Genomic DNA, 23,018 nt, shown 5'->3' with positions numbered 1-23,018 from the left:
CACTTTTTAAAAGTAAACCAATCTTTTTCTGTCACACTGACACCTTTACATTGAAACCAACTAAAAGTTTCCACTTCAAGACGCAATCATTTTTGCTTTCGCTCCTTTCAGCAACACTAACTTTTAGTGTTTTTGTGGTACCCACTTTTTCCCAAAATGGCTCAGCTACTGATCCACAAACTGTAAGTTTAAACAGCAGTAGCTTTGAAAAGCATAACAGTAAGAAATTCTTATTGAAGCGCAAAACTGCTTTAAGTAACGCTGAGTATGAAAACCTTTCCAAGCAAACTAACTGAGCGCAAAACTTTGGTGAATTCCAAAAACGGTTTGCCCAACGAGCAATTGACCCAGAGCATTTTACACTTACAGATGTTTACAACCTCTTTAGTGGTTTTGAACAAACAGCACGCAGTTTAGTTAATGTAGCCAATGACTTGCAAAAACGAGTTAATGCGGCAAACGAAATCTTTCCCGTAGAGGACAATGCTTACTGTCCCTAAAGTGCCGGAAAACTTCTTTAGTTTCTTTCAGGAAGATTACTTTCCGCGGTTAACTCCCCGTGGTTTGAACATTGCCGATAATGTGGCTTCCTTGTTTAATGACTACAACTTAAATTCAATTGACTTTACTGGTTTTAACCTAAAACTGTTGCGCCAAAACGACATTGTTTTAAAGAATAAGGTGCGTTACAACTTCGCTCTTCAAATGGGCTTTGACACGGTTTACGCTGGAAAGAACACCACTATTTTAAAGTTTAGTTTACAAGCCCAAACAATAAACTTCACTAGCTTACAAGAACTACGTGATAGTTTTGAAAACAATGGCAACACTCTTTCAACCCATCTATTCTGAAAGCCAGTGGTAGAACAATTAACCACAGATGGTGGCAATGATCTTACCAACATTGCTAAAACAGCAATTGGTGAAAGTTTGTTTAACCTCAAGGTTAACTTAACTGATTCAATAATTGATCAAAGCGTTTTACAGCAAGCGCAAAAATCATTTGAGGACAAGATCTTAGATCCGTTCCACGCTGAACGAGTTGAAGCTAAGCGCATTCATGATGAAGAAGCAAGACGCTTAGAGGCGGAACGAAAACGGATTGCAGCTGAATTGAAAGCCAAGGAAGATGAAGCTCGTCGTATTCGTGAAGAACATTGAGCCTTTTACCAATCTACTAGAGACGTTAAGAGTTTTAAGGAGTTCTGAGCTAAGCGCAGTAAAAATGTAGCAGACAAGAAGCAACTAATCGAAGCCTTAAAGCTTTCCTTCCAAGCCAAGCAGAACCCTACTTTCGAACTGTTAACCAATGCCTTTAGGAATGCTATTAATTGGTATTACAACGATAAAAAACACGATGAAGAAGCAAAACGTACAGCATTTGGTAGCGGCGGCATTTCCTTTGCTCAATCAGGTCTTAACGGCATCTTTATGCCTAACTGGTTACGTTGGGAATTAATCAACAGAGCTAATATTCAACTTCAATTACAAAATGTCAAAGTAAGGGAAAACAACTTTGAGGTTTATGGTTGAGGTGTGCCTGTTTCGATTAATTGGAACGACCACAACAACGGCATTAATTACAGAGCAACCACTCCTTGAACTTATGGTTTTGAAATAACCATGAATTACAAAGGTAGCTATGGGTTAAAAGGGATTTACTGAACTTTGGCTAACTGGGGTCTTGGTGGCATTCCGCCAGAATGGAGTGGTGACATGGAATTGAAGTTCCAAATTGATGGTAAGCTAGCTAACTGGATTACCCAAAAGCAAGATTACCCTGGTTCGTTATTCCAATTTCAAAATGACAAACTGTTGTTTACCCTACACGTAGTGCAACGTATTACCGTTAAGGATCAACGTTTCATGAACCTGCTAAAGAAACAGCAATTGGATGTGATTGAACCTTGAGGTGGTGAAATTAAAGTACCAGTTGTGGATTTAGCGAGCTACCTCCACTTCTTAATTTTGGCAGATAAATAATTAAGCCAACATTAATTTCCAATAAGGCACACTAAAAGTAAGCTTGGTTAGTTTGAAACAGTTTTTAACTTAGTTAAAGTTATTTACAACAGCTTATTGCAGTTTCTTTCACCAACCCGTTTTGAGTTCAAACTAAAAAAAAAAAAAAAACTAGAATTTTCTGAATTTAAATTTTCCGTTGCTTCTTTTATTTTGTCTGCATTTCGTAACCTGTAAGTTAATTTATTTCTTTTAGTCACACTGACAAGAATCTTTGAAATCTTCGAAAAACTTTCACTTCAAGACGCAAGCGTTTTTGCTGTCTTTATTTTCAGCAACGCTAACTTTTAGCGTTTTTCTAGTACCCACCTTATCACAGAACGGTTCAGCTAATGATCCACATGCTGTTAATTTAAATAGCAGTAGCTTTGATAAGCGACACAACAAGAGTTACTTATTGCAGCGCAACTCGTCTTTTAGTCAAACCGAGTTCGAAACGATTACAAGTCGCACTGATTGAGAACAAAACTTTAGCGAGTTCCAAAATAAGTTTGCTGACCAACTTATTGATCCCCAAGCTTTTACTCTCATTGATGTTTATAACCTCTTTAGTGGGTTTCAACAAAAAGCCCAAGCTTTAGTAAATTTAGCAAACAACTTACAAAAACGGGCGGATACGGCTAACGAGATTTTTCCCGTAGAGGACAAAAACACGATCCCTAAAGTACCAGAAGGTTTCTTTAGTTTTTTTGGTGAAGATTACTTCCCAAGATTAACACCACGTGGTTTAAATATTAGTGATACGGTTGCTTCTTTGTTTAATGACTACAACTTAAATTCAATTAAGTTAAAAGCGTTTAACTTGCAGTTGCTCAAACAAAACGACATTGTTTTAAAGAACAAGGTGCGCTATAGTTTTGCCATCGAAATGAAATTTCATACCGTTTATGTTGGCAAAAATACCAAAATTGACCTTGATTTTGCTCTGCAAGCTCAAACGAATAACTTTAGCTCTTTAGAGGAATTACGTGAAAGTTTTACTAATAGTGGTCAAACACTCTCAACCCAATTGTTCTGAAAACCAGTAATAGATAAATTAATTACTGATGAGGGCAATGACTTAACCACAATTGCAAGAACAGCGATTGGTGAAAACCTGTTTGATCTTAAGGTTAACTTAACTGATTCAGTAATTGATGGAACGGTTTTAACTAAAGCTCGCAAATCGTTTGAGGAACGCATCCTCAATCCATTCATTGAACAACGTAAGGAAGCAAAACGCATTCATGATGAAGAACAAGCGCGTTTAGAACGTGAACGTAAACAGCTTGAAGAAGAACTTAAAGGTAAAGAAAAGAAAGTTCAAGAGTTAATTAGGGAAAAAACACGCTTTCTTAGTTCATTCAATAACGTTAAAAGTTTTAAAGATTACTGAAAAGGAAAAGGTAAAAACGTTGAAATTAAATCGCAACTTATTGAAGTACTTAAACTGGCCTTTAAGACTGATAGAAACAGAACTTTTATTTTCCTTACCGATGCTTTTAGAAATGCTGTTGATTGGTACTACAACGCCAAAAAGGATGATCAAGATTCCAAGAAAAAAGCCTTTGGTGATGTTGGCATTGAATTACCAAAACTAGGTGTTGATGGAATCTTTATCCCTAACTGGTTACGCTGAGAGCTAAAACACAGAGCTAACTTAAAGTTGAACCTGCAATCGGTAACTACAAAAGATATTCACAATGACATTAATGGTTGGGGTGTACCAAAACAAATTTTCTGAAATGAAGCCAAGAACGGTATTGAGTTTAGACAAACCTATCCGTTTAAATATGCTTTCCAAATCAGAATGAAATACACCGGTGATTATGGACTTAAAGGTATTTACTGAACTTTAGCAAATTGAGGACTTGGTGGAATTCCTCCAGAATGGAAGGGTGAAATGGAATTAGTGCTCAATGTTGACGGACAATTAGCAGATTGAATTACTTCCAAAAAGGACTATCCTGGAACCTTATTCCAGTTTAGGGATGACAAGCTGTTATTTACTCTACACATTACTCAGTGGATTAATGTACAGGATCAACGCTTTAAAGGATTATTGAAGAAACAACAGCTCGATGTATTAGAGCCTTGAGGTGGTGACATTAAAGTGCCAGTAGTAGACTTAGCGAGCTACCTCCACTTTCTCATTTTAGCGGATAAGAGCTAATTTCGATTTAGCTAACTTTTGCAATATTTCACAAGAAAGAACTAAAATACTACGTACAAATTACATTTTCCCTGTTTGTTGTAGTACTTTGTTGTGGTTGAAAGTTAATTCTTAATTGATTTCGTTAGTTTAATAAGTAATTTAGTTAGCTTATTTCTCAACTAAATTGAAAGCAACTAAAAAAATTCGCTTCAAAACAAAAGCGTTTTTGCTGGCTTTTTGTACCACTACTGTAACTTTAGGCGCATTTTTATTTCCTACATTAACTCAAAAAGGTTCTAGTGCTGACATTAATACTTTAGCACTACACAATAAAAGTTTAGCTAGAGCCCATAATGACAGCTACTTGGTCAATCTTGCTAACGCATCTACTTTTAGTGAGGAAGAGTTAGCTGTAATAGCGAAAAATAAGGATTGAAAGCACAACTTTGAACAATTTGAAAAGGACTTTGTCAAACAAGCTTTAAGTCCAAAAACATTAGGTTTAATTGATGTTTATAACCTTCTTAGTGGTTTTAAACAAAGTGTGCAAAACACGGTTAATTTAATGAATCAACTTCAAGCAGAAATAAATGCAGCTAATGCTGTGTTTCCTGTTTCCGACAGCACTAAAATTCCTAAAGTGTCACAAAAGCTTTTTGGTTTACTTGGTGATGGTTTCTTTCCGCAATTACATCCAAAGGGTTTAAAGATTGCTGACAATATTGCTGCATTATTCGATCAATATAACCTTAAGTCGATTGCACTCAAAAACTTTGATTTAAATTTAGAGCGAAAAAACGACATAGTCATTCAGGGCAAAGTTTGTTATAGTTTTTCCATCCAAATGGATTTTGCAACTATTTATGAAGGTGATGGTAGCACGATAGATTTACAGTTTGCACTCAACGCATCCACTACTAATTTTGCCAATCTAACAGATTTACAAGACAGTTTCTGACAATCTGGTAAAGATTTAAATACCCAACTGTTTTGAAAACCATCAGTGCATAAGCTAATTTCAAACGGCACAAATGATTTAACTACACTTGCTCAAACTGCTTTAGGTGATTCTTTATTTGATACTAAAGTTAACCTGACAGAATCAGTTATTGAAATAAATAACCAAACAGATGTTGCAACTAAATTTAGGGAAAAAGTACTCAATCCTTTCAAGCAAGAAAGAGAAAAAGCACATGCTGAGCACGTTGAAAAGTTAAGGAAACTAGAAGAGGAGCGTAAACTTCAAGAAGCAGAGGCCAAAGCAAAAGCAGAGGAAGTTAAAAAACTCGAAGCAGAAAGAGAAGCTTTTAACAAATCTCTAACAGCTGCATCAGAATTCAAACAATATTGAAGTAAGAAGAACAAAGATGTCACTGATAAAAAACAGTTAGCAGAGGCTTTAAAAATCTCCTTGGAAGCAGATAGAAACAGAACTTTCAGTTTCTTAATTGCTGGATTTCGAACTGCCATTGATTGGTATTACAACGCTAAAAAAGAAAATAACGATGCGAAGCAAAAGGCCTTTGGTAGTCAAGGAATCCAATTCCCTAAAGATGGTTTAAATGGAATTTACATGTCCGATTGATTGCGCGGTGAACTTACTAGCAAATCCAACATCAATCTAAAGATTAAGGAATTAAAAGTTCAAAATAAAATTGAAAGTCCAACCATTAATTGAATAGATGGTGTTGGAATAAAACAAGATAAAGCTAATCCCTTTAATTATCGATTTGAAGTGGACATTAAATATACCGGTGGTTACCAATTGTATGGTTTCTATGCTTTTGCAGCTTTATTTACTAAATTCCCAAGCTCTTGAAGTGGTGAAATGAACTTAAAGTTCATTGTTGATGGATCAATTCCAGTTTACACCGTTGCTAAAAAAGACTATCCTGGTTCTCTCTTCCAGTTTAATGACAAGGATGAATTGTTATTTACATTGTATGTCAAAGAACAGATTTCATTTGCCGATCCAAACTTTATGAATTTATTGAGAGGACAAAACTTGCATGATTTAGAACTAGTCACCGGAGCTACCAAACCACCGGTAGTTGATCTAGCCAGCTATTTACACTTTGTTCTTTTAAGCGCTTAAATCTAAACGGATAAAATTAACTAGTAATTAAACTTTTTGGTTTTCTATTCACTGAAACAAACGTTCTTGATAGTATTGCATTTGCTTTTTGCGCAATTCTATTTCTTTGTATATTCCTCAATTAGAATTTGCAAAGATATAGTAAAGTGGATCCAAAGTGGCAGCAATTTCTTGTTGTTTTTTTAAAGATGGAATATAAACCTGATATTCTTTAAACTGTGCCATGGTTAACTGTCCTGTGCCAGAACCTTGTTTGTGGAATTTAGTCGCTTTTAAAGCATGAAACAAAAACTTAATATTAAATTCTGGCTTAGGAATAAAGCAAATTAGACTAACAGCGGGTAAGTAGGAAAAATCACGGTAAAAAACAGCACCAATTGTGCCTCTTGCACTAACTGTAATTGATTTTTCAGCAATTCTAAACGTTTTGCTGTAGCCTAAAAAATCGTCTGCTTTGCGACTATTAGAAAGAATAGGGTATTTATAAACTTGATCCTTTTCTTTTTGGAAATCACTTGGCTTTTCACCGCCAACTAAAATCTTTTTAGCTATATCTTTGAGTTTAAAGAGTTTGTATTCTTCACCTTGTGAATGTTTAGGATTGAGTAGATAATCACTGTAAAATGCGTATTGCTTTTGTCGTTTAATTAATTCAGCTTTTAACTGGCTGCTTAATTCATTAAAAGATTTGAGAAAATGAGCAATTTTTTCTTGAACTTCTAGAGGTGGAAAATCTAAGGAGATTTCAGCTACCACATTTCGGTTTAATTTAGGTCTTGATCCCAAATTATGGACAAATTGAGGTGTTTTTAAACTTAAAGCAAAAGCTAAAAATTGAGCGTTAATTTCCTTGTTTCTTACTTTTAAAACACCACAGTCTTGTGATGCACTAAATTTGCCATTACGATAGAAAACAACGCCAGCATAGCCGTTAGTGGTTCAGGTAACATATTCACCAGCAAAATCGTAAGTATTAATAAAACCTAACTCACCGTTATTGGTAGTAGCGGCAGAATAAACAGGATATTTTCCAGAGTTATTTTTAATGTATTCCTTAGTGATACCACGACCACGTTGAATGTCGCAAATATCTTTGATTTTGTAAGTCCTAATTTGCACAACAATAAAAGTTTAATTTCTTTTAAAAGGCTTTAAAAGAGCTCTTGCAAACAGTTAATTTTATTGTGTTGCTGATACTTTTAAAGGTAAATCAAGAATTTTGAAAAACTGCTTTTGAATTAAATGTCACTACCTAATGTAGCGGTAAAGTTTTGGACGAATTTATTGAAGTCTGCTTTGGAACTAACTGCAGCATTGAAAGTAGCACCAATTGCATCACGGAATTTTCCACTCCTAAAGTCACTTGGATCACTGTAGCTTACTATTTGATTTTGACTAATTTGTTTGAAGAGTTCCAAAGCTTTTTCAGCATAGGTATTAGTTCTCTGTTGCGTTTTACTGTTCTTACCTTTTTCTGTTTTTGTATCGTTTTTGTCAAAGATTTCTTTTAAGGGCAGAATGTAAGAAGCGGATTCCGCAAAGAACTCAGCAGCAGTTTGTTTTTCGCTTGATCCTTTCTTATCTCTACTTTGTTTTTCTCAAGTTTGCGGACTGTTTAAGAATCAATCTACGAACTTTTGCGTTTCTGCATTTTCCTTTTCGTTAGCATGAATGCCAATGATGTTAGGTCCTTGGGTAATTGTCACTTTCTTGGGATCACCATTTAGATACTTTCCAGGGGCAGGCAAAACAATCGCTTCTTCACTTTGTAAGGTGCTAGATTGGTTTAAAGTTTCTGCTTTAGCACCTACAATAATCTTACGGTCATAGTTTTCACCATTAACTCTATCTATTGCGAAAATGTTTTTGCCATCTTCGCGAACACTATCAGTTGTGGTGTAACCGATAACTTTACTGCTTTCTTTTTTAGTGCTTTTTGCTTTATTACTTGTAATTGCAGCTTTAGTTGCTTCAGCAGTTTGTTCTTTATTTTCTTCTTTAGCTGCACTTTTAAGCTTTTCGATAACGTTCTTATCTTTGATTAAGATAGCATTATCACCTGCAGTTTTTCCATCTGGAATTTTTGTTTCATAAAGGTAAATAGTCTTGTTATTGTTAGATTTTTTACCCTGATTTTGGCTACTTTCTTTACCACTATTTTTATTACTTTTAACTTCTTCTTTAGGCTTACTGTCATCCTTGACTTCGAAAGTTCCTAAGAGATTTTGTTCGCCATTGGTACTATTTCCTTCATTTGTTTGGCCATTTTCTCCATTTTTTGATGGTGCTTTAATTTCTTGAGTAAACCGCGGATACTCAATAAAGCTATCACCAAAATTTAAACGCTTTGCACTTTTACCGGCAAACGAATAGAAGAAACCGGAAGTAGAGGAAATGCTGTAAGCTAATTGGTGGAACTTTTGGAAGTTTGATGAGTAAGATCCACCCTTATTCACAAAGATACCATTTTTGTCAATTAAGCCTTTGAAATCACCAAATACTTTTTGAAGATTTTGGTAAGAAGTCCCTTTATTCTTAAAGTTACTAAAGTCAGCGCGACCATTTTCAATCTTGTAAAAGAAATTATTGTAATCCCCGCCGCCAGCTGCAAAAACAGAGGTAAACAATGAGTTGGGCGTACTGTCGACTCCAAGTATGCCCTGAATGTCATTACCTTTTTTGTTGCTATTTTCGTGTATCTTCTTAAAAGATTTAGCTACTCTAGTAGAAAAATCAAGTAAGTCATGTCAATTTTCGAAGATGCTCGCTTTAAATTCAAAATTTTTAAGAACACCATCTACTTCTTGGTATTCGCCTCAAGATTTTTTAACTTGATCATCACTATTTTTAGTGTCTTGGGAATCATCTGTTTTTTCTTGAGTTTGTTTTAGTTGTACAAGCGAAAAAGTTGCACTTTTATTATCTTTCTTCTTACCTTTTCCTTTTTCATCGCTTTTACCGTTAGCTTTTGCAGAATCTTCTATCTTTTTCCATAAACTACTTGTTTCAGTATCAGTTGCTACTGTTAAAGTGCCACTGCTGTTTTTTCCTTCAGAAGAACTTGTCATTTTTTGGTTTAAAGTACCTTCTTTCTTTTTAGCGTTGTTCAAAATATAGTGCAACACCGGTCCGTTGATCGATAAAACTTCGGTGGATAAAGAAACCGGAATACCGTAAATTCCTGGTTTAGAAATTGCACTAATGCGGTTGTTGAAATCTAAAAAACGGGGTGATAGTTTGTCAACCTTTACATTGTCAAACGGCAGTTCCATACCAACACGACCTAAAGTTGAAACTAGATCAGGGTAGTTTAAGATTAAGTTGTAAAAGTTAGTGGTGTCTTTAACGTTGACTCGGGTTTGTAAATCGCTACGACCGCCATCATAACCACCAGCGATTTGGGTAATTTCAATAGGGTAATCACCAGGTTTTTTAACTTCGTTATATTTTTTAACAATTGCTTGTAAGGCTTTTGATGCACTTTTAGAAGTTAAAGAGGAAGCCAATTTAATCTTGCCATCATCAACTTGATCAAATTTACCCTTTGTACCACAGGCAGCCAAAATGGCAGAAAGACCTAGAAAGCCACTAAAAAAGATGGCACCATACTTAAATTTCATAAACACTAAAAACCCGAAATTTGGAGAAATATTAACAAAGTTTGTACTTCTTTAACTCTTGAAATTTATTAGATCCTGTGTGGTAAAAATAAAAGCTTTTAAGATGAAAATTTAATCTCTTTTAAATAAGAAAAAAGCCAAGATGAAAATTGCTTAGTTCATTTTGTTATAGTTTTTGGTTTGTAATTTCTATTTGCAAGGAAATTTTATCCATTCAAAATGGTCAAAACTTAAGTAAAAATACCAACAGCTATGCATTAACTGCTGGTATTTTTATGCTGCTAGCTTTTTCTCTGCTCTTTTAAGAATTCAATAAACTGATTTAAAAACAATTCAAGCTCTAAAGACATTTTATCTGGCTTCCTTTGAGTGTTTGAATCTTTGTCTTTAATGTTCATCGTTACATAAATTTCATTAACTCCATCAGCAGTGTGCTTATTACTTAATAAATAAGACAAAATTTCAGAATCACTTAATACTTCTATCATTCTTTCAACAGAAGCTTTCTCTGTAACCTTTACTTTTTTAATGGTCAAATCCTCCTTTCTTTTGATTTTTTAAAAAGTAACTAACGCTTGCAACTCGGTTGCCAACAGGGATCAGATTCTTTACTGATCAATTTCAAAAATTAAAGATTTGCATTTTGCTCCTCCACTAAATAAATTGAAATGAGCTTTTGGAAGTGCCAACAAAATTGCAAAAAAGTTTTATACAGCTTGAAAATGAATAAAAATACCAACAATTGGCAATTATGAGAACCACTCAGATCGAGATGTTTATCAGTGATAGTTGTTAATAAATGATTGAAAATTTCAGTTTTTTAATTAATGTTCAAACCGAAATTTCAATTAGCTTTCCGTTTTTAAAGTTGCTTTTCCAAAAAAAAAAAAAAAAACAAAATTAAAGAGTTATTTTTACTGTTGATGCGCAAAAAGAGATTGTTGTCAAGGATTTCCTTTAGTTCTCTATTTTTATTATGTGGAACAGTTTTAAGCGCCTATACTGGCATCCAAGCAGATCTCAGAAATCTTATCAAGGAAACCACCAAAAAAGACATTGATGTTTACAAGGCAATTAAAACTACAGAAGGAAAAAAGAACATAATAACTTCTTTAAAGAAATCTTACGAAGTTAATCCGAAAGATACAACAAAATTGTTGTTAGACGCCTGAAAACAGAGTTTTGAAAAGGGCGAATTAGGTATTCCGGATCTTGATTTTGAAGATGTAATTTATCCCAAAACCAGTGAACCTTTTAAGTTTGAGCGAAAGGTTGATCATTTTCAAATGACATACCAAAGTTTTAAGGGTTTGTCAATTGAAGCTAAGTTGAGCTATAACTTTAATTGGTTTGGAGATTATTCTTCAGGTGGTTTCACTGCTAAGAAAGGTGACAAGCATTATTTTGATCTTTTCCTTAAAATTAAATCTAATTCTGATCCAAAAAAACAATTTACTACAGAAAAATTTCTTACTAAAGAAGAAAAAAATAAAGTTAATGGAAAAGAAATTACAAGAAATTTAGAGTGAATTGAGTTTAGCGCTTCACTTAGCTGATTAATAAAAGGCAAAGATGATGTTAGTCAAAAAAGTGTGAAACAATTTTTGAGTAGCTATGCTAATAATACCAGCGGCTACTCAAGAGATATTAATCTCTTTATTTACTTGGAATATTTAATTAAGTAATTGATTTCAATTCATTAGATGTCCGTCTTTCGCCTTGATAAGATGACTTTTTATTTCTGGGCTTTAGTTATTTGGACTCAAGTTTGTCTATTCTTTTTTCCATCTTGTCCAAGCGATCACTCATCTTTTGCAGCGTTTGCAAAATTAATTGCAGGGTTTCTCCCTGTGCTTTAATTTGTTCGCCGTGAATTTGAACAATTTCAACTAATTTATCAACCTTATTTTCAATCTTTATGAGTCGCTGATTGTTGGAATCTTTATATTCCTGAAATTGTTCTTGGGTTACGTATTTAACTTTCACAGGTGGTTTAAGTTTATATTTTCGCAATTCATAAGTTCAAACTCCAACTGTGCCATCACCATACTCTTCTTTTTCACCATCAAAGTGCTCTTTGCCAGTTTTACGGATTAAAGCTTTGTATTCCTTTTCGGAAATTTTCTCTTTCATTAAGCAATACCTCCTTTCTGAAAGAGGTTGGGAAAACTACAACTTGCAGTAGTGCTGCCAACTAAGTTCAGCTGTTTTGCTAAATTAATAAAAACATTACACATAACGGTTTTTGTGCTTACACTAACTAAATTACTTAAAGTTAGTAAAGACACCAAAATAACTTCAAAACTTTTTTGAAAGTAAAAGTTCCTATTAATAGTTAGAAGGGATTACAAACCCAAATTGCAAAAATATTCAAACTCTTTGGCGACTTTGAACATCTGTCTCAATTTATTTAGTGGGAGCAGACAGAGTGACTTGTGTTGAAAAAACGAGCCTGCTCCCGCTGATTTAAATAAAATTTAGTAAATTCATAGTTTTGCCTCTACATCAAACTAACACCTTGCGTTAGTTTTCCAATCATCAAAAAATATTTTGGAGCTGTCTGCCTCTTACCTCTGGGTAGATGGCTTTTTTATCGCCATCATCCCCATAACTGTTTAAGGGCGAAGCATTAATTAAGGAGGCAATCTTTGCACTCGCCTTACTATCATCCTTAACGGGATACTTGGTTTGCACTTCTTCGTTATTCTGACTCCCCCCTTTCATCCCACTCACCGGGGTCACATAAGCAAAGGTGTCGAGCAGGGTAAACAAGTCGTTAATCGGGCCGTTCAGTCCGGCCGTGTTTTCCACCAGGTTGTTGTACCCCCCAGCACTGTCCAACCCGGCCGTGGTCGACCAGGCGAGCGCTTGGTCTTTGGTGGAAGCGTTCGAATCAGTCGTCATATCATACCCCACCGCGCCCGCTTTGAAGGCCGCAAAGACGAGGTGGTCTTGGACAACGTCAAGGCCGGCGATGAGGTAAGCTGGCTGAGTTAAGCCTTGACTCTTGAAGTTTGTCAAGGAAGAATTTGAGTCATCTTTAAAACCAAGCTGATTCTCCACAAACTGCTTCTGCTTGTCGGTGCCCCAGTTCAACTCGGTGTGGGCTCATCAAGTCGCCCTCCCGGACGTGGTTCGCTCATCCACGACCCAATACCACAAACTCGGTACCGCGTTTGAACCCATCACAACGATCTGGCCATTTAAGTAAGCGAGTTGGGACGTGGAGGTGTGGTATAACTGTGTTATTACATTCGGCAGATCTTCATTTGTAGAAGACGATTGCCGGGTCGCTGCTTGGACTGAAACACCACCACCAGCACGGGTAGCGATTCCAGTACTTGGTTTACCAGGTCACGTTTCCAAAGATGGCACTATCACCCCCATCTGGTGCAAGGCCTGGGCGGTGTTTAAATATTTTTGGAATTTGTTGTCGGTTGTGCCTTGGCCTTGAGAACCAGAAGAGTCACTTTTTTGGACAGCAACAGTAGTGGAGCGCTGGGCAAGCGATACCAATCCACTGTTATGACCTGATTGCTGACTGTCTGTGACTGCAGCCATTTGACTCTCGGTTGAGCTCACCAACGGGGCATCTCCTTTGGCCTCACTCGCCCCGGAAGTGATTCACCCATCTTTATCCTTCCCCTTGCCATCCTTCGTCGAATCCAGGGGTTCATACACCGGTCAAGCTTCATTTAACTTCCGGTACGCGCGGCCCTTGTCGAGCTTAAAGCCGGTGACGGCCTTGGGGGCGGGGTTGTTGGTGAGGTTTTTTTGGGAGGCTTGTTGGTTTCATTGAGTGGTTTGTTCCAACCCATGCACCTTGTCCTGAGCAACCCCATTCACCCGGGCTAACCCCGCATTGGGCGTGTAAGGGGTCACGGGTTGTTCGACGAGGAGGTCTTGGAGGGTTTTGTAGAGGGAGCCCTTACCATTGGAACCTTGATCGTCGGAACCCTGACTTTCCTGCTTAACGTAGGGCAACGCCAACTTAATCTTCCGTTCAAACACCCACGTGGCCTTCGGGGCGGCTTTAAAGATGAGGATGTAGCTGGCGAAGTCTTCTTGGGTGGAATTAGATGAAGTTCCTGATTGATCGCCAGCTTGCTGTAAGGCTTGTTGGGACTTGGTGGTATCAAAACTAAGGGCATTTTGGTCTTGGCCATTACTCTCAGTGCCTTGTTGGCTCGAACTATCTTGAAACTTCACCCTGACCAACGCTGAACGGACCAGCGCCACCAACTTGGTATCCTCCACCCGCTTTCAGTCCACGAGTTCGTATGAGGGGTGTAAATTGGCCGCCTTCACTACATCCAGCCCCCCATTGAGCGGTGTCGTAAAGGGCGTGTAGGGGGTGTACTAATATAACCTATAGACCTATTTATTAATTTTGTTAGTTAATTAAGACAAACAAATCCCAAACACCAAAAGCGCTTGCTCGAACCAGGTGAGGTTGCCAATGTTGGCGAAGTACGCTTCAAACGGGAGGGCGATCGGGGCCGACTTGTCGGAGTCAGCTTCCTTTTGAAAGCCCTGCTTGGTGTTTTCGGAGTTATCCACATCAAACCCGGTCTTTTCGTTATCCGCGACCGTCTGCCCGCCATCAAACCACTCGGGGTGGCGGCGCGGGTTGAAGAACCCGGTGGTTTGGAGCAAAACATCGCGCGCCTTTCAGTCCCACAAACCGTGGTGGTTTCACTTGGGCGTTCTTCAACTGGGCGGATAGTTCGCGGTCATCACCTTGGGATCCAAGTGATCAACGCGGTCAATGGCGGTACGGTTGCGTGCATAAGGCGCATCGTACAGAATGAGGATCGAGGCGGCGAATTTGGCGGGGTCGTTGTGAATTTGCTCAGTCGTTAACCACGGCGTTCAGGGGGTGGGGGTGCCATCTTGGGTGCCTGATCCCGAACTGGAAGGGGCAGTACCAAAATCGTCCGCCTTGAGTTGGACTTGCTGGTTGTTATTGGAGCCCCGTTTAATCGGGGCGTTGGCTAAATCATTAGATTCAAGTTCCACCTGTTCGGTGCCTTGGTCACCGGAGTTGCCCTGACTCCCGGATTTCTTTTTCACCGCCACCTGCAACGCCTTGACTTTGTTTTCATTTGACGAACCCCCACGTTGGGTGGTGGAAGTGCTTGAAGATCCATTGGAAGACTTGGATTCATAGCCCTGGAGTTTTTCATTGCTCTTCGCGGTGTCCGCCTCGGCGTTTTTCACCTTCAGCCCATACGCGCCAATGGTGGTGTTTTGTTGACCGGAGCCTGACGAACTCCCTTGGTTAGGGAGCGCTAACCCCCGCTGCAACTGCTCATAGTACACCACGCTGCGCGGCACGAGTAAAACGGCAAACCGATAAGGATTGGAGGGGTCTTGGGCCACCTCGACGGGGACCTTATCCTTGACCTCGTTTCACTGTTGGGGTGCAGCCCCACTCAGCCCAAAGCCGCCAAAGGGGTTAAAGGTGATCTGCCCGGTTTGGTCGCGCGTGGGCGTTTGTGGGTTTAACTTCGAAAAATCGAGGTCGTATAAGGCGCGCCCGGCGAGGTCATACCGGCGTAACGCAAAGGTGGTGGCGGTGGTCAAGGTGGCCTCGGTTCGGGTGGGATCATACGTGGTTTGTTGGGTGTTACTACCGGCAGTGATGCCCTTGGCAATGTTATCGCGCACTAAGGCCCAAGCGCCGGGGTTTTCACCCGTGAGGGGGAGGGGAAAGTAGCAAAAACTAAATTAAAATTTTTGACGCTTTTTAAAACCCAACTCAATTTATTTAGTGGGGGCAGGAAAACGAAAATTTTGTGTTGAAAGCCTAATTTTCTGTTCCCACACTTATTTGATTAATGTGTTTATTTTTTATGTCTTAATTTATTTATGTTAACGCAATGGCTTTCAGCACAATTGATGTATCTCTTTTTTTAAAAGAATAAAGGTCATATATTCCTTTCATTCAAATCACTAAAAGTTACAACTTGCTGTTAATTTCAAAATCGCCAAAAAGCCGTCTGTTTTTTTCACCTTGGGCAGATGGCTTTTTTATTTATGTGAATTGAAAAAAATACCAACAGCGCCGCATCTTTAGGTTTCACTGTTGGTATTTTTATTTCTGAGCATTGGTTATTTGGACTCAAGTTTGTCTATTCTTTTTTCCATTTTGTCCATTTTTACTTCCATTTTGTCCATTTTTACTTCCATTTTGTCCATTTTTACTTCCATTTTGTCCATTTTTACTTCCATCTTGTCCAAGCGATCGCTCATCTTTTGCAGCGTTTGCAAGATTAGCTTTAAGGTTTCGCCCTGAGCTTTTTGCTCGATTTGAAGTTCTTTAATTTGCTCGCCCTGTTTTTCAACAGTTTGAGTTAATTTGTTGATTTGTTCACCGTGAAGAAGCACAACTTGAACTAATTGATTGATTTGCTCGCCTTGTTTTTCAACAGTTTGAGTCAATTTGTTGATTTGTTCACCTTGGGCGGCCAAAGTGGTTTCAATCTTTGTAAGTCGTTGGTCGTTTGAGTTTTTGTACTCGTTAAACTCTTTACGCGTTACGTATTCCGTGTTCACTGGTATAACCGGTTTGTTAAGTTTAAATTGTCTGTTGAATTTGCCAGAGAATTCCACACTGTTGTTATCTTTGTCAATGATATATCAACCTGAAAAAGTGCCCTTTTTGGTCTTTTTCACCATGTCATGGAATTCTTTTTCGTTATAAAACGGAATTTTCTCTTTCATTAAGCCATACCTCCTTTCTTTGAAAGAAAGAATTTAAATGAATTTGGGAGCTTAGCTTGAGCTTGCATTAGCAACGCCGCAAAGGCGTATTTTTTATTTGTTTTCATTGTTGTGTTTTCACTAAATAAATTGACCAGTTTATTGAGAAGCGCCAACAAAACTTGCAAAAAGTTTGGACTAAACAAAGGAACAAGTTGCAATTGGTCTTGTTTTAAAAAGCGGTGAAGCCTCGCTAATTTAACTAATTTCATACTTTTTGGGTATTCGTTCACTAAATTGCTTAAAGTTGGTAAAGACACCAAAATAACTTCAAAACTTTTTTGAAAGTAAAAGTTCCTATTAATAAGAAAAGTTCCTATTAATAGTTAGTGACCACTCACCCGTTCAACGGGGGAGAGATCCACGCCAGATTGACCTGAGCCTGAAGAACCCCCTCCAGCACCCCTACCACTAAACACACTACTGAGGTTACCACTACTCCTCCCAAATACCGGTGTCGTTGTTTTGAGCGATTGGGGCTGGGGCTGGGTGGAATGGTCTGTACCAAAGCTTTGGCGCAGCTTGGTGCGAACCTGGTTGGGGTCCAACAGGTTTTTTAAGCCCTGGTCGAGTTGGGTCGTGCTTTCGACTTTCTTAGGTTTAATAAAATGGAGGTAGGGCGAATTGTTTTGGGAATTGGTTTGACCCGAACCTTGAGTGGAAGCCTTGTACAAATCCTTGTCGGTATAGCTAATTTGGTACGCGAGGGCATTCGGGTGCTCCGGTAAGGTAGCCCCTGTTGCGGTGGTGGTGGTACTACTTGTAGCTGCTTGCGCGGCCAACTGAGCTTGATCCGCCCACACCCCCTTGAAATCCCACACACTCTCCACGCGGCCCAGCCGGTTGACCCAACTGCCACGAAAGGCCGCTCAGGGCCGCTTGGCCCAAATTAACTCCCTTTGGGTCGCTTCACTTACATCGAGACCCGTTAACTGGAGCCCGAGGTAACCAGCGCGGGGTTTGATAAAGTCCGTGAACGTAACTAACCACCCGCCGAGCTGGAAGCTGAAGCTGGTGCCACTGACAACGAGGTTACCAACGTCTTGCGGCGTTCAAGCCAACCCGGGGGTGATCAGCACAGCCTTCGACGTTGTGTTTGTGCCACTTTGTTCGGGAATTTTAAAACCGATACCGGGTGAACTGGTCGTGTTGGACCCCGAACCACTCGCTCGCGTGTTCCCAAAATAGGTTTCCACCAACGCCGGATTCAACAACCCATTCACCTCACCGTAAGCGGGGAGGTTCAGTTTGGTTTGGTCCGACTGTAAGTCGGTGTAGGACCATTTTTGGTCCTCCGCCTTAAACTTACTGTTATCATCTTGGCCGGACTTATTAACCAACACCGGGATGCTGCCCAACAGGCCGCGCAGGAACAGCTGGGCGCGCTGCGCGTTGTTCTTGTTGGTGAATGACAGCGCGTTCGGTCAATCAGCGGTGGGGGTGAGGTTGGGGGGGAGGTTGGTGTAATTCGTCAAGTTGTCCCCTGAAGTGGCTTCTTGAACGCTTGTTTTCACCTGACCGTTTTGATCAACTTTATCAGCCTGAAGCCCATCAGGATTCCCCGCGGAAGTATTTGTACCTGAAGAACTGCCCTGCCCACTCCCACTGCCCGTAGCACTCGTGAACTTGGTGTCATTGGCATTGCCGGTTGAACCACTTGTAGTCTTATCATTCCTTCACCCCGCCCCCGTTCAGAGCTGGAGGTTGGCTTGGTCGAGGGTGGGTCATTTGGGAATATTGTTCCCCGTAGTCGTCGTCTGACTGCCCCCGAGGGTGCCCTGGACATTCGCTTTGAGGCCAACGCCGACATTCGAAAACGTCGGGAGAAAGGAACGCGAACCACTTGTGTTCGTACTAGTTCCGCTGGACGACCCCGCGCTGGTTTGAGGCGCGGTTATATCATCCACACCCCGGTGGTTATTCCCATACCTGTACCCATTCCCAATCCAGGGAATATAGTCCAACACCTGGTCGAGCACCGACCCCGCGAGGTTGAACCCGGTGGAGAAACGGGAAAGCGTGGGGGAGAAGTGCTATATAGTATTAGAGTAATTCTACTGCTTTAATTCAAAACCTGATTTTCGCCACACTAGGGTCACTTTGTCTTGCTGTGGTACGCGTTTTAGCCAGTGCTTAAAGTAGTTTGCACTAGCACAAAAAGCTTTGCCACTGTGGATTAAACTCAAACCCTTTTGATCTAATTCCACTGTTACACGATCCACAGGTTCAAACAGTAAAACCTCATCTGGTTGCATTGCTCCTAGTTGTTCCTCTTCTATCGTAAAGTTAAAGCTCCTAATGGCTTGTAAATCATTAAAGTGAAAGAAGTCATGGTCACCATTAAAGCTAAAGTGCACGAGGTCATACCGGTTCAAGAAGTTTTCTTGAACCAGTTCCAATAAGCTTTGGTAGGGTCGCACACTCGCTTTACGTTTGCTAGCGGAAAACAGATCGAGTAAGTTAGGTAATAACCAAAACACCCCGCCCAACCAGTTCACTTTAATCTTCTTGCTTAGTATTTTGTCCATAGTAAGCATCTTTACCATGTTTGCGGTTATAGTGCTTTTGTTGTAACGCTGGGTTTGCTTCTTTCATGTGGGGATTGATCATTTGGGTATATAAGGCCATTTGGGCCACTTGTTCTAAAGTTAACGCCCGGTCCACTGCATCCTTGCCATTCTTATTGGACCAAACAAACGAACCGTGTTCTTTGACTAAGATGGCCGCACAAGCATTGACATCAACCTGGTTGTTTTTGAGGTGTTCCAGAATGACTAAACCAGTATTATGTTCATAAGCTCCATTAATTTCACTGTCACTTAAAGCCCTAGTACACGGGATTGGTCCAAAGAAGTTATCAGCATGGGTAGTACCAAGACAAGGAATCGGCTTATCGGCTTGAGCAAACGATGTCGCTAAAGTAGAGTGGGTGTGCACAATAGCTTTAATATCTGGACAATGTTTGTACATTAACGCATGGGTTGGGGTATCACTTGATGGTTTGAGGCCGTTGGTATCTAGAACATTGTTGTCCAAATCGACCACTACCATATCTTGGGCACGCATCTTGTCATAGCTCACACCACTTGGTTTAATGACAAAGAACTGACGGTTCGGGGCAATCATCGAAACATTACCCCAAGTGTGGATGACTAAGCCATATTTGGGTAGTAATAAATTCGTTTGAAAAACCTGTTCTTTGAGGTCATTTATCATTTTTTGATCCATGGCTGATTCTAAAAATAGTTGCCAGCTTTACAACTGTTAATGGCAAATTATCCAGTAGCTTACACATTATTAGGGTTATTTCAATACACTTAAACCATTTAACGTCCATTTAGAAATGAAAAGATTTGTAAGAACAGTTTTAGGGGACATTGACCCTAAGGATTTAGGTATTTGTGACTGTCACGATCATTTAATTAAGAATTGGGGTCCGGAAGCCAAAGAGCACCCTGATTTTGTGATGTTATCGAATGAAGCTGCTATTAAAGAGTGTTTGTAATTTGTCCACCATGGTGGTCGGAGCATTGTCACCATGGATCCACCGAATGTGGGCCGTGATGTCAAACGGATGGTAGCGATTGCAGAACAACTAAAGGGCAAGCTGAACATTATTATGGCCACTGGTTTTCACAAGGCTGCTTTCTATGACAAGGGAAGTTCTTGGTTAGCACAAGTGCCAGTTAATGAAATTGTGCCGATGTTGGTCGCTGAAATAGAAGAGGGTATGGATTTGTATAACTATTCCGGTCCCGTGGTTAAACGGGGCAAGGCTAAGGCAGGCATTATTAAAGCTGGTACGGGCTATGCTGCGATTGACCGGTTGGAATTAAAGGCCTTGGAAGCAGTCGCGATTACTTCGATTACTACTGGTGCTCCCGTACTCGTGCACACCCAACTCGGTACCATGGCATATGAAGCAGTACAACACCTGATTGATTTTGGCGTTAATCCGCGGAAAATTTAACTATCGCACTTAAACAAGAATCCCGATGAGTATTACTATGCCAAGATTATTCGGGAACTGGGTGTGACCCTGTGTTTTGATGGGCCCGATCGGGTGAAGTATTACCCCGATTGTTTATTGGCTAAACACATTAAATACTTAGTGGACTTGGGCTTTGTTAAACACATTACCCTGGCCTTAGATGCGGGGCGGGTACTGTACCAAAACACTATGGTTTAGAAAAAGGGAAGGAGTGCTTTGGGTTTGCATATCTGTTTGAACGCTTTATTCCGCTCCTTAAAGAAGTGGGAGTTTCCGATGCGGCCATTAACACCATCTTGGTCGAAAATCCCGCTGAAATCCTGGCCTTTGATGCACCGCGGAAGTTTAATCCCAAGGCTGTGCATCCACGGGTATTAGCACTTAAAAAACAACTAAAAATAGAGTAATGCTCAACAAAATTAAGCTCCAACAAAAACGTAAGTTAATTATCGGTTGATCCGTTTTTGCTTTGATCAACCTGGTGGTAATTCTCTTGACAGTATTACTGCGTGCAGGATTACCGAACTTAGTTAGTAAGGGAGTAACCCCGTTTTCGGCCCAAGCCTTTGGTGATGCCTTTATCTTTTTAATTACGCGGGTATACCTCGATAACTTTTTGCGTCAACCAGCGCTATTGTTAGGTGTTATTACCCTAATTGGTTACCTTGCTTTAGGTCGTGGTGGGGTGCAATCGGTGGTGGGGGCACTAAAGACCGTAATTGGCTTTATCCTGTTAAGCATTGGTAGTGGCGTGTTGGTGTCCACCGCCCGTCCCGTTTTTGACACGATTAAGGGTTTAGGGGGTACTGGTGTGGTACTATTGGATCCTTACTTTTCCTTAGCATCAGCGAACGATTTCTTTACGAACAGTTTCTTGAACAATGACTATGTGTCCTTGATTGCCTTTTCGCTGTTAGTGGGCTTTATTGTCAACATTATCTTTGTGGGGTTAAAGCGTTGAACTAACACCAATTCGATTATGGTTACTGGACACGTTATGTTGCAACAAGCAGCGGTAGTTACTACGCTGTTCTATATTGTCTTGTTCCGCCAAATTCCGTTGTTGGGTACGGGCATTGCTTACGGTGCCCAAGCCGGTCTAGTGATTATTAGTGGTATCTTTTTGGGAGTTTACTGGTCTACGGCCTCTACGGGTACCTATTTAGTGACCAATAAGGTAACCAATAATGCTGGTTTTTCGATTGGTCACCAGCAGATGTTAGGGATTATGACGGTTGCTAAATTGGGCAAGTACTTTGGTGACAAAAACGATAGTGCCGAGCACAAAAAACTGCCTAAGGCCCTAAAGATCTTTGAAGATAATATCTTCACCCAAACGATCATTATCCTTAGTTTGTTTGTGGTGTTGTTTATTGTGATTTTGGCTAGTTACAAGGGTGATAAACCACTGTTAATTAACTGGGACAAATTTGGTGCCATTAATGGTTTAGAGATTTGAAACACTACCTTTGGCGGAGCTAACTTTACGCTCAACATTATTGGGGGTGCTTTGAAAATGGTGGCCAGCTTAATTGCCATTATGACTGGGGTAAGGATGTTTATCACTGAGTTACAACAGGCGTTTCAAGGTATTAGTGAAAAGGTAGTACCAGGGGCCGTGGTAGCGGTTGATATTGCAGCTGTTTATGGGTTTTCAATTAACTCCGTGACCTTTGGGTTTTTAAGTGGGGTCATTGGTCAGTTTTTAGCTGTTGCCATTATGGCTGGCATTAGCTATATTCCGGGTAACCAGTTTAGCTTTGTGGCGATTCCTTTGTTTATTACACTCTTCTTTAACAGTGGTGCCTTTGGCGTGTATGCTAATGCCGAGGGTGGTTGGAAGGCGGCCTTACTGCTCCCGGGTATTATTGGCTTTTTAGAAATTATTGTGATTTCATTTGCGCTGCGCACCGTATCAAACGCTTACCAGGCTTCGGCACTGTTAGATGCTAAACAAAGCTTTGATTTAAAGGCGTTAATGGGTAATAGTTTGGACAATAACAACGGTTCGGCATTAAAAACAGCCGTAGAAAAGGTTGTAAATGCTACTGGTGTTAACCGGATAACCGAAGCGCAAAGCTTTGTTAAATCCGATAGCTTTAACAGTTTAAAAGCTGTTAACAGTACGCTAGCACAAGCAATTGAGTGGATCAGTAAAAGTGCATCACCCGTTGACAACGGTTTTATTGGAATGGCTGACTGGAATCTTTACTTTGGGTTGTTAGTTTGAATTGGGGCTTACAATGTAATTGGTGGTTGGATCTTAGTAATTTTGGCTACCGTTGGTTTAATCTTGCTGGCACAAATTATTGACAATGGTAAGCAAACTAAAGTAACTAAATTACAACAATTACTCAAAATTAACCCACAATTAGATTTAAATAACTAACC

Annotated in this window: 16 protein-coding genes and 3 pseudogenes; 7 read left to right on the top strand and 12 right to left on the bottom strand. The window is 39.8% G+C overall.

Annotation, left to right across the window (positions count from 1 at the left end; all coding sequences use genetic code 4):
- Nucleotides 1-92: 92 nt before the first annotated feature.
- From F539_RS04500 to F539_RS02865, 4 genes are all read left to right on the top strand, one after another.
- A complete protein-coding gene (locus F539_RS04500) occupies nucleotides 93-500 on the top strand; it encodes a DUF240 domain-containing protein (RefSeq protein ID WP_129639281.1) in 408 nt (135 codons plus the stop codon).
- A complete protein-coding gene (locus F539_RS02875; protein WP_014325575.1) occupies nucleotides 484-1,983 on the top strand; it encodes a DUF237 domain-containing protein in 1,500 nt (499 codons plus the stop codon). Before F539_RS04500 ends, F539_RS02875 begins: the two co-directional genes overlap by 17 nt.
- A 253-nt stretch (nucleotides 1,984-2,236) precedes the next feature.
- Nucleotides 2,237-4,174, top strand: coding sequence for a DUF240 domain-containing protein (locus tag F539_RS02870; RefSeq protein WP_014575009.1), 1,938 nt, complete (start codon nucleotides 2,237-2,239; stop codon nucleotides 4,172-4,174).
- 166 nt (nucleotides 4,175-4,340) lie between these two features.
- Nucleotides 4,341-6,251 carry a DUF240 domain-containing protein gene (locus tag F539_RS02865; RefSeq protein WP_017532690.1) on the top strand — a complete coding sequence of 637 codons (1,911 nt, stop codon included), beginning with the start codon at nucleotides 4,341-4,343 and terminating at the stop codon, nucleotides 6,249-6,251.
- Nucleotides 6,252-6,278: 27 nt separating this feature from the next.
- On the opposite strand, the gene F539_RS02860 is transcribed toward F539_RS02865, so the two are convergent.
- From F539_RS02860 to F539_RS02850, 3 genes are all read right to left on the bottom strand, one after another.
- On the bottom strand, nucleotides 6,279-7,370 hold the full coding sequence (locus F539_RS02860; protein WP_014325573.1) for a restriction endonuclease subunit S: 1,092 nt from the start codon (nucleotides 7,368-7,370) through the stop codon (nucleotides 6,279-6,281).
- Between the two features lie 119 nt (nucleotides 7,371-7,489).
- Nucleotides 7,490-9,871, bottom strand: coding sequence for a P68 family surface lipoprotein (locus F539_RS02855; RefSeq protein ID WP_010874862.1), 2,382 nt, complete (start codon nucleotides 9,869-9,871; stop codon nucleotides 7,490-7,492).
- Between the two features lie 281 nt (nucleotides 9,872-10,152).
- A complete protein-coding gene (locus F539_RS02850; protein WP_017532689.1) occupies nucleotides 10,153-10,407 on the bottom strand; it encodes an MPN146 family protein in 255 nt (84 codons plus the stop codon).
- A 387-nt stretch (nucleotides 10,408-10,794) separates the two neighbouring features.
- Here F539_RS02850 and F539_RS02845 point away from each other — a divergent pair, with 387 nt between their 5' ends.
- On the top strand, nucleotides 10,795-11,556 hold the full coding sequence (locus F539_RS02845) for a lipoprotein (protein WP_014325572.1): 762 nt from the start codon (nucleotides 10,795-10,797) through the stop codon (nucleotides 11,554-11,556).
- 67 nt (nucleotides 11,557-11,623) lie between these two features.
- Here the strand turns inward: F539_RS02845 and F539_RS02840 are convergent, their stop codons facing one another.
- From F539_RS02840 to F539_RS02805, 9 genes and pseudogenes are all read right to left on the bottom strand, one after another.
- Entirely contained in the window at nucleotides 11,624-12,004 is a 381-nt protein-coding gene (locus tag F539_RS02840) for a DUF16 domain-containing protein (RefSeq protein WP_010874860.1), read from the bottom strand.
- A gap of 390 nt (nucleotides 12,005-12,394) precedes the next feature.
- The gene (locus F539_RS04495) at nucleotides 12,395-13,057 is read right to left on the bottom strand and encodes an MgpC family cytadherence protein (protein ID WP_225971139.1); all 663 of its coding nucleotides are present in this window, start codon (nucleotides 13,055-13,057) and stop codon (nucleotides 12,395-12,397) included.
- 665 nt (nucleotides 13,058-13,722) lie between these two features.
- Nucleotides 13,723-14,166 (bottom strand): MPN413 family protein, encoded by a 444-nt coding sequence (locus F539_RS04490; protein WP_225971138.1) that lies wholly within the window; start codon nucleotides 14,164-14,166, stop codon nucleotides 13,723-13,725.
- Between the two features lie 121 nt (nucleotides 14,167-14,287).
- A pseudogene (gene mgpA, locus F539_RS02830) lies at nucleotides 14,288-15,580 on the bottom strand (adhesin P1); the annotation flags it as partial.
- A 405-nt stretch (nucleotides 15,581-15,985) separates the two neighbouring features.
- Nucleotides 15,986-16,597, bottom strand: coding sequence for a DUF16 domain-containing protein (locus F539_RS02825; RefSeq protein WP_053344019.1), 612 nt, complete (start codon nucleotides 16,595-16,597; stop codon nucleotides 15,986-15,988).
- On the bottom strand, nucleotides 16,597-16,848 hold the full coding sequence (locus tag F539_RS02820) for a hypothetical protein (RefSeq protein WP_045015111.1): 252 nt from the start codon (nucleotides 16,846-16,848) through the stop codon (nucleotides 16,597-16,599). The genes F539_RS02825 and F539_RS02820 overlap by 1 nt, the downstream gene beginning before the upstream one ends.
- 120 nt (nucleotides 16,849-16,968) lie before the next feature.
- Nucleotides 16,969-18,669: pseudogene (locus tag F539_RS02815) on the bottom strand (adhesin P1); the annotation flags it as partial.
- A gap of 21 nt (nucleotides 18,670-18,690) precedes the next feature.
- Nucleotides 18,691-19,182 carry an MPN499 family protein gene (locus F539_RS02810; protein WP_010874855.1) on the bottom strand — a complete coding sequence of 164 codons (492 nt, stop codon included), beginning with the start codon at nucleotides 19,180-19,182 and terminating at the stop codon, nucleotides 18,691-18,693.
- Nucleotides 19,136-19,864, bottom strand: coding sequence for an L-ribulose-5-phosphate 4-epimerase (locus F539_RS02805; RefSeq protein ID WP_014325569.1), 729 nt, complete (start codon nucleotides 19,862-19,864; stop codon nucleotides 19,136-19,138). Before F539_RS02805 ends, F539_RS02810 begins: the two co-directional genes overlap by 47 nt.
- Nucleotides 19,865-19,979: 115 nt before the next feature.
- Between F539_RS02805 and F539_RS04635 the strand changes: the two are divergent.
- Both F539_RS04635 and F539_RS02795 read left to right on the top strand, forming a co-directional pair.
- Nucleotides 19,980-21,034: pseudogene (locus F539_RS04635) on the top strand (phosphotriesterase family protein).
- Nucleotides 21,034-23,016: a PTS ascorbate transporter subunit IIC gene (locus F539_RS02795; RefSeq protein WP_010874852.1), complete on the top strand. Its 1,983-nt coding sequence runs from the start codon at nucleotides 21,034-21,036 to the stop codon at nucleotides 23,014-23,016. Before F539_RS04635 ends, F539_RS02795 begins: the two are co-directional and overlap by 1 nt.
- Nucleotides 23,017-23,018 lie beyond the last annotated feature (2 nt).

This window comes from Mycoplasmoides pneumoniae FH, from assembly GCF_001272835.1.
Classification (GTDB): Bacteria; Bacillota_I; Bacilli_A; order Mycoplasmatales; family Mycoplasmoidaceae; genus Mycoplasmoides; species Mycoplasmoides pneumoniae.
This window is presented reverse-complemented; position numbering and strand designations above follow the sequence as displayed.